Source organism: Sphingomonas bacterium (genome assembly GCF_028289855.1).
GTDB lineage: Bacteria > Pseudomonadota > Alphaproteobacteria > Sphingomonadales > Sphingomonadaceae > Sphingomonas.
The window spans coordinates 1-11,863 of the sequence record NZ_JAQGKZ010000092.1 but is presented as its reverse complement, the minus strand read 5'-3'; the positions used below and the strand labels follow the sequence as shown (position 1 = coordinate 11,863).

10 protein-coding genes are annotated in these 11,863 nt (G+C 67.2%); 5 read left to right on the top strand and 5 right to left on the bottom strand.

Annotated features, from left to right (window positions below; all coding sequences use genetic code 11):
* Positions 1-56 precede the first annotated feature (56 nt).
* Entirely contained in the window at positions 57-722 is a 666-nt protein-coding gene (locus JWM94_RS10745) for a hypothetical protein (RefSeq protein ID WP_299426348.1), read from the bottom strand.
* A gap of 176 nt (positions 723-898) precedes the next feature.
* Here JWM94_RS10745 and JWM94_RS10740 point away from each other — a divergent pair, with 176 nt between their 5' ends.
* Positions 899-1,357 carry a hypothetical protein gene (locus JWM94_RS10740; RefSeq protein WP_299426345.1) on the top strand — a complete coding sequence of 153 codons (459 nt, stop codon included), beginning with the start codon at positions 899-901 and terminating at the stop codon, positions 1,355-1,357.
* On the opposite strand, the gene JWM94_RS10735 is transcribed toward JWM94_RS10740, so the two are convergent.
* Positions 1,354-2,187, bottom strand: coding sequence for a hypothetical protein (locus tag JWM94_RS10735; RefSeq protein WP_299426342.1), 834 nt, complete (start codon positions 2,185-2,187; stop codon positions 1,354-1,356). The genes JWM94_RS10740 and JWM94_RS10735 overlap by 4 nt on opposite strands.
* 172 nt (positions 2,188-2,359) lie before the next feature.
* On the opposite strand from JWM94_RS10735, the gene JWM94_RS10730 reads away from it, so the two are divergent.
* The 3 genes from JWM94_RS10730 (at position 2,360) to JWM94_RS10720 (ending at position 6,274) form a co-directional block, all read left to right on the top strand.
* Positions 2,360-4,054 (top strand): M20/M25/M40 family metallo-hydrolase, encoded by a 1,695-nt coding sequence (locus tag JWM94_RS10730; protein WP_299426339.1) that lies wholly within the window; start codon positions 2,360-2,362, stop codon positions 4,052-4,054.
* Between the two features lie 83 nt (positions 4,055-4,137).
* Positions 4,138-4,662, top strand: coding sequence for a hypothetical protein (locus tag JWM94_RS10725; protein WP_299426336.1), 525 nt, complete (start codon positions 4,138-4,140; stop codon positions 4,660-4,662).
* Positions 4,646-6,274: a terminase family protein gene (locus JWM94_RS10720; RefSeq protein WP_299426333.1), complete on the top strand. Its 1,629-nt coding sequence runs from the start codon at positions 4,646-4,648 to the stop codon at positions 6,272-6,274. Before JWM94_RS10725 ends, JWM94_RS10720 begins: the two co-directional genes overlap by 17 nt.
* Before the next feature lie 263 nt (positions 6,275-6,537).
* Here JWM94_RS10720 and rpoD read toward each other — a convergent pair whose 3' ends face one another.
* Genes rpoD through JWM94_RS10705 form a run of 3 tightly spaced genes read right to left on the bottom strand, consistent with a single transcriptional unit; the run spans position 6,538 to position 10,960 of the window.
* Positions 6,538-8,574 (bottom strand): RNA polymerase sigma factor RpoD, encoded by a 2,037-nt coding sequence (rpoD, locus tag JWM94_RS10715; protein ID WP_299426328.1) that lies wholly within the window; start codon positions 8,572-8,574, stop codon positions 6,538-6,540.
* Positions 8,574-10,448, bottom strand: a complete 1,875-nt coding sequence (gene dnaG / locus JWM94_RS10710; RefSeq protein ID WP_299426325.1) for a DNA primase — start codon at positions 10,446-10,448, stop codon at positions 8,574-8,576. Before dnaG ends, rpoD begins: the two co-directional genes overlap by 1 nt.
* Before the next feature lie 59 nt (positions 10,449-10,507).
* Positions 10,508-10,960 (bottom strand): GatB/YqeY domain-containing protein, encoded by a 453-nt coding sequence (locus JWM94_RS10705; protein ID WP_299426322.1) that lies wholly within the window; start codon positions 10,958-10,960, stop codon positions 10,508-10,510.
* Positions 10,961-11,064: 104 nt separating this feature from the next.
* On the opposite strand from JWM94_RS10705, the gene JWM94_RS10700 reads away from it, so the two are divergent.
* Positions 11,065-11,863 (top strand): carbamoyl-phosphate synthase domain-containing protein (locus JWM94_RS10700; protein ID WP_299426319.1); only part of this gene is annotated, 799 nt, incomplete at its 3' end.

The following is an 11,863-nucleotide window of genomic DNA, read 5'->3' as shown; positions in this document are numbered from 1 at the left end:
GAATATATCGTAATTGGGCGGTCGGGTGGGGGAGCGGGCCGGTACCGCGACAAAACTTAGTGCCGATCCCTCGCGCTCTTGCGCGCGTCGGCCAGGTCCCACAGCGCGCGGTGCTGCGCGAGCAATTGCTGTGCGCCGAAACTCATCGCGCGCTCGATCGCGGGATCCGCGGCGATCGTCGCGGCGAGCGTCGCGGTATCGGCGTCGATCGGCAGCGTCGAGGGGAGCGCGGCAAAACCGGCGCGGTCGGCGGCCGCCTCGAGCACGTGGCGGATCGCGCGCCAGTCGAGCACCAGCGCGATCGCGGCACCGACCGCGCAGCCGGTACGGTCGGACTGGGCAAGCATGTCGAGCGCATGAAGCTGGTGCGTCACCGCGGCTTCCGACTCGGCCTGGCCAGGGGTCGAGGGGATCGGGCCCGCGGCGGCGGTGAGCCGCGCAAGCAAGGCGCGTTCGTCGGCAAAGGCGTAGGCGGCTTCGTCGAGCCACGATTCGGCGACCGGACTCGGCCCGTGCGCCAGCGCATGGTCGATCACCCCGGGCTGGCGTCCGTGCAGCGCGCACAGCAAGTGGATCGCGTCCGCCAGATCGCGCGTCGCGGCGCCGCGCGCGCCCATCGCCTGGACGAACGGATGACGCGCGCTGCCGTCGGCATCGACCAGCGCGGCAAGCACGCTCCAGCTGCCGCTTTGGCGATCGAACGGGACGGTATCGACTGACATGGTTCCCCAATTGCCCGGTTGTTTCGAATGCTGTGGGGCCAAGGGATATACCGAACCACGTAAAGACGCGGTTTATGCGGGCTTAAGTATGTCGCAATGAGTTGTGCGACGGTGGTTGGCGGGGGGCGACTTTACGTTTCAGCATTCCTTTAGAATGAGCGGCATAATTTCGGCGCATGACCAGCTATCCGTGTCCCGAATGGTTGAAGCGCCGCAGGATCACCGATGAGGAATATGGCCGTTGGCTTGACCACCAGACGAGCAAGGTTTGGATGCGCGAGAAGAAACATTGCAAGACCGCGTGTACGACACCGGGCGAGTTGAAACAGGTACTTCACGTTGCCGCCCATGCGAGCAACGGTCGCGACCCCTATTCAGGCGCACGCTTCTTCGTGAAGCATTTGCGAGCTGGCTGGAGCGACGCACAGGCACATTTAAACGGCAATCGGCATTATCTGACGCTCCGCCGGTGCATGCCGTCGTTTGATCACGTGAAGGGGTTGGGGCACAAAGCCTACGAACTATGCACGCGCGAGACAAACGCCGCGAAAAGCTACATGTCTCCGACACAGTTCGTCGATTTGTGTCGTCGCGTCGTTCACCATCGCGACAATCAAGCACCAACGCCCGCCTAGTTCACCGCCAGGACCAGCGCCACCACGCCCTCGATCCCCGTCTTGCGCCGCCGTGGGGCGAACGCGACGGTGACGGCGCGCGGATCCTCGCTGTCGATCAGCAGGTGCGCCGGGCCCGATCGCGGCTCGCCGTCGGCAGCGACCGCGGCGATCATGTCGGCGACGCGCCCGCGCGAGCCGATCGTGAACAGCGAGACGAAACGCAGGCTCGACAGCATCGAATCGCCGATCCCGGTCAGCGTGGCGAGCGCGGTGTGCGGGCCGTCGAGAAAGCCGTAGCAATCGATCCGTGCCACCGCCGCGCCGCGCGACACCGCGAAGGTTTCATCCAGCGACGCGCGATCGTCGTTGGTCGCGCCGCCGGTTTCGCGCCCGAACAGTGCAACGCCGTCGGGATGCGGCTCGATCGCGAGCGATACGCGACGTCCGGGTTCGCCGGCCAGCGGCAAGTCGACCGCTTCGGCCAGCGCGCCCGCCGCGACGCGCCGGATCGCCGCTGCCAGCACCGCCGCGCCGTCGCTCGCGACCAGGCCGGTCGCGGGGCTCCCATGCGCGGCATCGCCGCCGAAGCGCGCACGAACCGATCGGCTGGCGGCGACGATATTGAGCGTGCGATCGACGATCACGATCATGTCGGGCGATCCCTCGAGCAACGCCGCGAGGCGCAGGCTATCGCTATCGCCGCCTTCGAGCGGCCGGCACAGCATATCGACCAGTTCGACCGAGGCGAGGATCAGCCGTGGCCGGCCGCGATGCAGGATGTAGACCGGTGCGCGCAGCGCGCGCTCACGCCACGTGCCGAAATTGCGCACCAGATCGGATGCGGTCACCCTGTCCCCTGGCTTGGAGTCGCGCTGGGTCAGTGGGGCGGCGGGCACTTCCATGGCACGCTTATTCGGCATTGCACGACCATCGGGCAAGCCCTTGCGACCGAAGCGGAGGCGTCTGTTGCTCCGCATCGGTGCAGTCCCTAGCGTGCCGCAAAATTCGGGGGAGGACGCGATGCGGAACTGGTGGGCTTTGCTGACGGCATTGGTCGGCGCAATCGTGCTGGCCATCGTCGCGACTACGCCGCCCGGGCCGGCGGGGAACGACGCACCGTCCACCGCTTTTTCGGCGACGCGCGCGATGGCCGACGTCCGCGTGATCGGCCGCGCGCCGCACCCGACCGGTAGCGCGGAGGATGCGGTGGTTCGCGCGCACCTGATCGCGCGGTTGCAGGCGATGGGGCTGGAAGTCGCGACCGCGACCGGCGCGATGGACGCAGACGGCGCGAAGCGGCTGGCCGGCTGGAGCAAATCGACCGTCACGCCGCCGCTGACCAACATCGTCGCGATCTTGCCGGGGCGCGACCGCGCGGCCCCCGCGGTGCTGTTGATGGCGCATCACGACAGCGTGTGGGGGTCGCCGGGCGCGGCCGACGACGGCGCGGGGGTCGCGTCGATCCTGGAGACGGTGCGGGCAATCCGGGCGAGCGGTCAGGTGCCGCAACGCGACCTCATGATCCTGCTGACCGATGGCGAGGAATTGGGGCTGGAAGGCGCCAAATCGTTCTTCGCGAACGATCCGCGCCGCGGCCATGTCGGCGTCATCGTCAACCTGGAAACGCGCGGCGGCGGCGGGCGCGCGTCGATGTTCGAAACGGGCAGCGACAATGGCGCGATGATGGACCTGTTTGCGGGCGCCGTCGGCCGCCCGGTCGGGACCTCACTCAGCGTGTTCATCTACAAGAAACTGCCCAATTCGACCGATTACACCGTCGCCAAGAAGCTCGGCGTGCCGGGGTTCAACTTCGCGTTCATCGGCCGGCCCGAGCTCTACCACTCGCCGCTGGCGACGCCCGAGCGGCTCGACCAGGGCGCGTTGCAGGACATGGGGCGGCAAGTGCTCGATCTGACGCGTGGCCTGCTCGCGGCGCCCGCGCTGCCGGGCAAGGCCGCCGACCGGGTGTTCTTCGACGCGTTCGGGTTGTTCTTCGTGAGCTACGCGCCCGCGATCGGCTGGCTGATCCTGTTGCTTGGCGCGGGCGGCTATGCGGTCGCGGCATGGCGGCGCTCGACGGTGGCGGAGGTCGCGAAGGGCGCGGGCGTGCTGCTCGCGCTGATCGTCGCGGCGGGACTCGCGCTGTACCTCGTCAATCTGGCGTCCGGGGCCGGGGGCAAGACCAATTATTACGACCGGCTCGCGGCGATCCCGCGGCTCGAAGTACAGGCGTTGCTGGTGTGCCTCGCATTGCTCGTGACGCTGCGCCGCTGGCTGCCGTCGAAGGCGGGGACGATCGCCGGCGCGGCGGTGCCGCTGCTCGCGCTGGGCGCGTTCGCGCAGATTGCCGCGCCGACCGCGGCCTATCCGTTCGCGGTGCCGCTGATGCTCGGCGGGCTGGCGCTGGCGCTCGATCGGCTCGCGGGGCGCAGCGCGGGAGCCGCCGCGGCGATCTTTGCGGCGGTGCTGGGGGTCGGCTACATGCTCGGCTTCGGTTTCTTCCTGTTGCAGGCGGTCGGGCCGGGCATGCCGATGATCGCGGCGGTGCCGCTGGCGATCGCAACGGTGCTGCTGCTCCCGCTGATGCCGGCGATTGAGCCAAGGCGCGCGACGCAAGCGAGCGGCATCCTCATCGCGCTCGCGATCGGCATCGCTTTGTGGGTGCTGCTCGATCCAATGGCCGCCAGCGTCGCGGCGTACAGCACCGATCACTAACCGATCTGGTACAAAAAGCTTGAAATGTAGGATTTCGGATGAAACAAAAGGAGAACAGATAGCGGGATTGGCGGAGGGTGGCAATGGGTTCGACGGGGCAAAAAGAGGCACAGGCGCGCGCCCGCGCCGCGCGCGTCACCAGGCACGGCAAGGACGGGCCGCAAGTCGTCGCGGTCACCGCCCACCGCTGGACCGACGAAGCGGAAGCGGCGTTCCTCGACACGCTCGCCGCCAGCTGCAACGTCACGCTGTCCGCCGCCACCGCCGGCTTCAGCACCGAGGCGATCTATCGCCGCCGCCGCACCGACCCGGTCTTCGCCGAACGCTGGCAGGCCGCGCTGGAGCAGGGCTATGCCCGGATCGAGATGGCGGTGGTCGCGCGCGCCGGCGACGCGATGGAGGGGTTCGCGCCCGATCCCGACTCGCCGATCCCGGCGATGACGGTGCAGGACGCCATCGCCATCCTCAAGCTGCACGGCCCGGCGGTAAGGGGGGAGGGCCGCGCCCCCGGCTGGCGCGCGCGCCCGCGCAGCCTGGACGAGGTGCGCGATTCGATCCTGACCAAGCTCGAGGCGATCGACGCCGCGCGCCGTGAAGCGGGCGAGTAATCGGCCGCGCCGCCTGCCGCGCGACACCGACATCATCGAATTCCTGCGCGCGCTGCCGCCGCACTGGCGGCGCCAGGCGGTGGCGATGCTAGGCACGGCGGAGCGCGACGCGCTCGACCGCGACTGGCCCGGCTGGGCGCACGAGGGACAGGCCGCACCGGCGAGCCTGCCCGATGGCGGCGACTGGTCGACCTGGGTGTTGATGGCCGGGCGCGGCTTCGGCAAGACGCTGGCCGGCGCGCAATGGATCGCGGGCGAGATCGCGGCCGGCAAGGTCAGCATCGCGCTGGTCGGCGCGACGCTCGACGACGCGCGCCGCGTGATGGTGGAGGGCAGGAGCGGGCTGCTGACCGTCGCCGCCGACCTGATCAGGGACTGGCACCCGAGTCTCCGCCGGCTGACCTTCACCAGCGGCGCGGAGGCGACGTTGTTCAGCGGCGCCAGCCCCGACATGCTGCGCGGGCCGGAGCATCACGTCGCGTGGTGCGACGAGCTGGCGAAATGGGACAAGCCGCAGGAATGCTGGGACATGCTCCAGCTGGGCCTGCGGCTCGGCCACCCGCGCGCGCTGATCACCACCACCCCCAAGCCGGGCCCGGTGCTGCGCGGCATCATGGCCGACCCCGCCACGGTGACGACCGGCGGCCCGACCCGGCGCAACCCGCATCTGCCCAAGGCGTACAAGGCGCGCGTCGAGCGGCTGTACGGGGGGACCAGGCTAGGCGAGCAGGAGATCGAGGGCAGATTGCTGACCGATGCCGCGGGGGCGTTGTGGACGGTCGAATTGATCGAGCGGTGCCGACTATCACTTACCCCCTCCCGCGAGCGGGAGGGGGCAGGGGGTGGGCTCGCGCTCACCACGAACGGATCGGACGCGGATAGCGGGTGCCCACCCCCCGACCCCCTCCCGCAAGCGGGAGGGGGAGCAGAATTCGCCCGCACCCTCATCGCGGTCGATCCGCCCGCGATCGACGGCACCTGCGGCATCGTCGCGGTCGCGCGCAGCGGCGAGGGGCAGCACGCCGTCGCGCACATCCTCGCCGACCACAGCGTCACCGGCCGCAGCCCCGACGGCTGGGCCCGCGCCGTCGCCGCCGCGGCCGCCGCGCACGACACCGACGAGGTGATCGCGGAGGCCAATCAGGGCGGCAAGATGGTCAAGCAGATCCTGCTGGCCGCCGACCCGCGCCTGCGCGTCCGCCTGGTCCGCGCGAGCAAGGGCAAGGTCGAACGCGCCGAACCCGTCGCGCATCTGTTCGAAGCGGGGCGGGCGGTGCTCCACGGGCGGATGCCGGCGCTGGAGGCCGAGATGAAGGGGATGATCGCGGGCGGCGGGTATGACGGGCCGGGGAAGAGCCCCGACCGCGCCGACGCGATGGTGTGGGGCGTGGGGGAGGTGATGCGGGGCGGGGAGGTTCGGGTTATCCCCGCATCGCAAGGGCTGTCGGCCTCGTCGCCAATCGCGTTGATCAGCTTGAAGGCGCTGGCCTCAATGTCCAACATGTTCCGATCGAAGGAAACGATTATCACGGCCAAGCCGCTGGTAACGCGTCCGGGCCAAATCGGCGCTCGCTTGCAAACAACTGCGATATTGTGGTGCCATTGGACGTAAGTGCGATGGAAATCGCGCGAGAAGCTGAGGAAGAGGCAAAACTCGCAGGGGCGGCGAACGCAGCAAAAGCTTCAGGGCAAACTTTTTAAGCCACCTGAGCAAAAGAAACGAGCAGCCATCAGTCGTTTGTAACCATTTACTGCAGCCGTCACTGATCTAGGAAGCTCCGCATCTTCCGCGACCTTGACGGATGCTTCAGCTTCCGCAGTGCGTTGACCTCCGGTCGCTTTCGGCTCGCCTCGATTATCGAAAAGCCTTGCCACCTACTGGTCGAGGAACGACCGCATTTTTCTCGAACGCGACGGATGCTTCAGCTTCCTTAGCGCCTTCGCTTCGATCTGCCGAATCCGCTCGCGAGTCACGCTGAACTGCTGCCCGACTTCCTCCAACGTGTGGTCGGTGTTCATCCCGATCCCGAAGCGCATGCGCAGCACGCGTTCCTCGCGCGGGGTCAGGCTCGCGAGCACGCGGGTGACGGTTTCCTTGAGGTTCGCCTGGATCGCCGCATCGACCGGGATCACCGCGTTCTTGTCCTCGATGAAGTCGCCGAGGTGGCTGTCCTCCTCGTCGCCGATCGGCGTCTCGAGGCTGATCGGCTCCTTGGCGATCTTCATCACCTTGCGGACCTTTTCGAGCGGCATCGACAGGCGCTCGGCCATTTCCTCGGGGGTGGGCTCGCGGCCCTGTTCGTGGAGGAACTGGCGGGAGGTTCGGACCAGCTTGTTGATCGTCTCGATCATGTGGACCGGGATGCGGATCGTGCGCGCCTGGTCGGCGATGCTGCGGGTGATCGCCTGGCGGATCCACCACGTCGCATAGGTGCTGAACTTGTAGCCGCGGCGGTACTCGAACTTGTCGACCGCCTTCATCAGCCCGATGTTGCCTTCCTGGATCAGGTCGAGGAACTGCAGCCCGCGGTTGGTGTATTTCTTGGCGATCGAGATGACGAGGCGCAGGTTGGCCTCGACCATTTCCTTCTTGGCGATCCGCGCCTCGCGCTCGGCCTTTTGCACCATGTTCACGATGCGGCGGAACTCGCTCAGCGCCATGCCGGTCTGCTGGCTGATCTCCGAAATCTCGGTGCGCACGCGGTCGACCGCGCCGACTTCGTTGGCGGCGAACGCGGCCCATTTCTTGTCGATGCCCTGCACCGTCGCCAGCCAGCTTTCGTCGAGTTCGTGCCCGACATAGCGCGCCAGGAAATCGGCGCGCGCGACCTTGTGGCGCTCGGCGAGGCGGAGCATCTGGCCGCCGAGCGCGGTGAGGCGACGGTTGAAGCTGTAGAGCTGGTCGACCAGATATTCGATCTTGGCCTGGTGGAACTGGACGCTCTCGACCTCGGCGGTGAGTTCCTCGCGCAATTTCTGGTATTTGCGCTCGTCCGCGCCCGACAGCTCGCCGCCCGCGCTCATCTGATCCAGGCGGTTGACCTGCATCTTGGAGAATTTCTTGTAGATCGAGGTGATGTTGGCGAACCGCTCGAGCGCGATCGGCTTGAGCTGCTCCTCCATCTGCGCGAGGCTGAGCGTGTTGTCCTCTTCCTCGTCGTCGGAGATGCGCGGCGCACGACGCTCGGTCATGTCGTCCTCGTCCTCGTCGACGGGGGCCTCCTCCTTGACGTCTTCCTCTTCCTTGAAGGTCGCGCCGGCGGTCGATGCGGTGATCTCGCCCGAATCGTCTTCCTCGGCATTCTCGACCTGCTCGGCCGAGGGACCCTTCGACAGCATCGCGTCGAGATCGAGGATCTCGCGCAGCTGCATCGTGCCTTCGTTGAGCGCGGTCGACCAGTCGATGATCGCGTTGAACGTGATCGGCGATTCGCACAGGCCGAGAATCATCGTGTCGCGGCCGGCCTCGATCCGCTTGGCGATGGCGATCTCGCCCTCGCGGCTGAGCAGCTCGACCGCGCCCATTTCGCGCAGGTACATCCGCACCGGATCGTCGGTGCGGTCGACGGTTTCCTTCTTCTTGGTCTCGAGCGCGGGGGCGTTTTCCTCCGACGCATCGACCGGATCGACGTCGTCCTCGTCTTCCTTGGCCGGCTCGTCGCCATCCTCGCCGGCTTCCTCGTTCTCGACGATGTTGATGCCCATTTCGGACAGCGCCGCGCTGATATCCTCGATCTGGTCGGACGACATCTCACCCTGCGGCAAGGCATCGTTGAGCTGATCGTAGGTGATGTAGCCACGCTTCTTGGCGCGCGCGATCACCTTCTTGATGTTCGCATCGTTCAGGTCGATCAGCGGTGCGTCGCCCATTTCCAGGGTTTCGTCGCCTTCGCCGCCGTTATTCTTCGCCATCAATTGCCCTCAATCTCGAATTCGTCCGCGTCATTGTTCGCTTGGATCAGATTTGCAAGCCGCACTTCCAAAGCGCGTTGCTCTCTGAGCAGTTCCATTTGCCTCCCGAACGCCGCGTCGGACGTGGTTGCTTCCAGTTCCGCCGTCGCATTCGCCAGCGCCGCATCGACTTCCGGCCGCGCCACCATGATCGCGATCGCCTCGTCCAGATCGGCGCTGGCCCGCTTGGGATCGGCCCCATCCTGCGTGAACGAATACGGCATGGCGTCGGCCCGAAGCAGATCGGTGGTGATCTGACCCAGTCCAGAGGTGGCCAATATGGTGATCAGGCGCCCGCTATCAAGCGCTCGGTCCTCCAGTGCGAGATCGACCACCGCTTCGAACAGCCGACCGAGCGCGCCGTCCACCAGTTTCAGGCCGTGGAGCACTTCCATATGCCGCGCGATTTCGGCGGGATGCCGGATGAGGCCGGCGAGCACCGCCTTGGCCAATACGCGGTCGATCCCGGCGGCGCGTACCGCCTTGGCCTGGACAGTCGCGGGCGGGAGCGGGGGCGTCCATTTCGTTCCCGGACGACGCGGTTGGAAGGCAGCGCGCGGGGTGAAATCGCGGGCCGGGCGCGCGAATAGGTCGTCCACGCGGCGGCGATACTCGGCGAGATATTCGTGGCGCACATTGCCGTCGGCGATCGTCGCGGCGTGATCCGCCAGGCGGCGCTTGAGCCCGGCGCGCTGTTCGGGCGTGTCGAGCGCTTCGGCGGCATATTCGTGCGCCCACAGCCGATCGACCAGCGGCTCGGGCTTGGCGAGGAGCGCCTCGAACGCCGCCGAGCCGCGCGCCCGGACGAGGTCGTCGGGATCCTGGCCTTCGGGCAAGGTAACGAACGACAGGCTGCGCCCCGGCGCAAGACCCGGCAGCGCGCGCAACGCCGCGCGGATCGCCGCTTTCTGACCCGCAGAATCGCCGTCGAAGCACAGGATCGGCACGTCGGCGAGCCGCCACAACCGTTCGAGTTGCGCCTCGGTCAGCGCGGTGCCCAGCGGCGCGACGGCTTCGCCGAACCCGGCCTGCGCCAGTGCGATGACGTCCATATAGCCTTCGACAACGATCACGCGACCCGACTTGCGCGATACCGCAGCAGCCTTATCGAGATTGTAGAGCGTGCGTCCCTTGTCGAACAGCGGGGTGTCGGGGGAGTTGAGGTATTTCGGCTCGCCTTCACCGATCACCCGCCCACCGAATGCGATCACGCGGCCGCGCGGATCGCGGATCGGAATCATCAGCCGCCCGCGGAACCGGTCGTACGGCTCTCTGTCGTCGACCTTGATCAGCATCCCCGATTCGATCAGCAGCGGGTCGCCATAGCTTTTCAGCGTCTCGCGCAACCGCCCGCGCGTGTCGGGCGAAGAGCCGAGCCCGAACGCCTGCGCGGTCTTGGCGGTGACGCCGCGCTTTTCCAGCACTGCGCGCGCCTCCGCCCCGGCGATGCCGTTCAATTGCTCGGTGAAAAAGGCGGCGGCGTCGGCCATCGCCTCGTGATGCCCCTTTGCCCGTTCGGCGCGCTCGACCGACTGGCGGTCCTGCGCGGGCATTTCCATCCCCGCTGCCTGGACCAGGTCCTTGACCGCATCGATGAAGGGCAGGCCCTGCTGCTCGGTCATCCAGCGGATCGCATCGCCGTGCGCCGAGCAGCCGAAGCAATGATAGAAGCCCTTGTCGTCGTTGACATAGAACGACGGCGTCTTTTCGTTGTGGAACGGGCAACAGCCCTTGAACTCGCGGCCGGCCTTGGTGAGCTTGACGGTCTTGCCGACGAGCGCGGACAACAAGGTCCGCGCGCGGAGTTCGTCGAGGAAGGCGGGGGTGAGACTCACCCGCGCATTATAACGCCTAGCCGAATACTACCGTTAATGGAACTATTCGACGCTGCGATTCAACTCAGCGCCGCCTTCACCAGTCCGCTCGCCTTCGACATATCCAGCGCGCTCGCATGCCGCGCTTTCAGCTCCGCCATCACGCGGCCCATGTCCTTCATGCCCGTAGCCCCAAGCTCCGCCTTGATCGCCTCGATCGCGCCCGCGGTTTCGGCCTCACTCATCTGCGCCGGCAAGAACCGTTCGATCACCGCGACCTCGGCTTCCTCGGCCTTGGCTAGTTCCTCTCGGTTGCCCTTGCGGAACATGTCGATCGATTCGCGGCGCTGTTTGACCATTTTCTGCAGCACCTCGACCACCAACGCGTCGTCCTCGGTCGGCTGCGCCTTGGTGCGTTCCTCGATGTCACGGTTCTTGATCGCCGACTGGATCAGGCTGATCGCGTTGCGGGATTCCTTGTCGCCGGCCTTCATGGCGGCGATCTGGGCGGCTTTGATGTCGTCTCTGATCATTTGATCCCCATAACGCGGTGGGCCGGTTGACGCGAGGGGGTGGGGGCACTAGCGACCACCGCTTAGCGACATCGTTGCAAAACCGAACGGAGTGCCCGCCCGAAATGGCCGACGCCAAGCCCATTGCCGCGCCTGAAGGAGCCACCGGATGCCTCGTGCTGGCGTCGGGCGACGTGCTGTGGGGGCGCGGGTTCGGGGCGGAGGGACAAGCAGTCGGCGAAGTGTGCTTCCACACCGCGATGACCGGCTATCAGGAAATCATGACCGACCCGTCGTTCGCGGGGCAGATCATCACCTTCACCTTCCCCCATATCGGCAATGTCGGGGCGAATGCCGACGACGTCGAGGCGGATTTGCCCCATGCGCTGGGCATGATCGTGCGCGAGGACGTGACCGCGCCGTCGTCTTTCCGCAGCACCGAGCGGCTCGACGACTGGATGAAGCGCCATGCGCGGATCGGACTGGCCGGGATCGACACGCGCGCGCTGACGCGGCGGATCCGGGCGGGCGGGGCGCCCAACGGGGTGATCGCCCATGCCGCCGACGGGCAGTTCGACGTGCCGCTGCTGCTCGACATGGCGCGGGCGTGGCCGGGGCTGGAGGGCATGGACCTTGCGATCGCGGTCACGACCGAGGCGGATTACGGATGGGAAGGCGGCGTCTGGCGGCTCGGGTTCGGGTATGACGGCGCTGGCGATGGGACCAGCCGCCCGCACGTCGTCGCGATCGACTATGGCGCCAAGCGCAACATCTACCGCAACCTCGTCCAGGCTGGCGCCAAGGTCAGCGTCGTTCCCGCGGCCGCGACGTTCGACCAAGTCATGGCGCTGAAGCCCGACGGCATCTTCCTGTCGAACGGCCCGGGCGATCCCGCCGCGACCGGCGAGTATGCCGTGCCGGTCA

Bases quoted from the DNA above. Each gene is read 5' to 3' on its own strand.
- rpoD (WP_299426328.1), bottom strand. From the start codon at position 8,574: ATGGCGAAGAATAACGGCGGCGAAGGCGACGAAACCCTGGAAATGGGC.
- JWM94_RS10745 (WP_299426348.1), bottom strand. From the start codon at position 722: ATGTCAGTCGATACCGTCCCGTTCGATCGCCAAAGCGGCAGCTGGAGC.
- JWM94_RS10705 (WP_299426322.1), bottom strand. From the start codon at position 10,960: ATGATCAGAGACGACATCAAAGCCGCCCAGATCGCCGCCATGAAGGCC.
- JWM94_RS10725 (WP_299426336.1), top strand. From the start codon at position 4,138: ATGGGTTCGACGGGGCAAAAAGAGGCACAGGCGCGCGCCCGCGCCGCG.
- JWM94_RS10730 (WP_299426339.1), top strand. From the start codon at position 2,360: ATGCGGAACTGGTGGGCTTTGCTGACGGCATTGGTCGGCGCAATCGTG.
- JWM94_RS10740 (WP_299426345.1), top strand. From the start codon at position 899: ATGACCAGCTATCCGTGTCCCGAATGGTTGAAGCGCCGCAGGATCACC.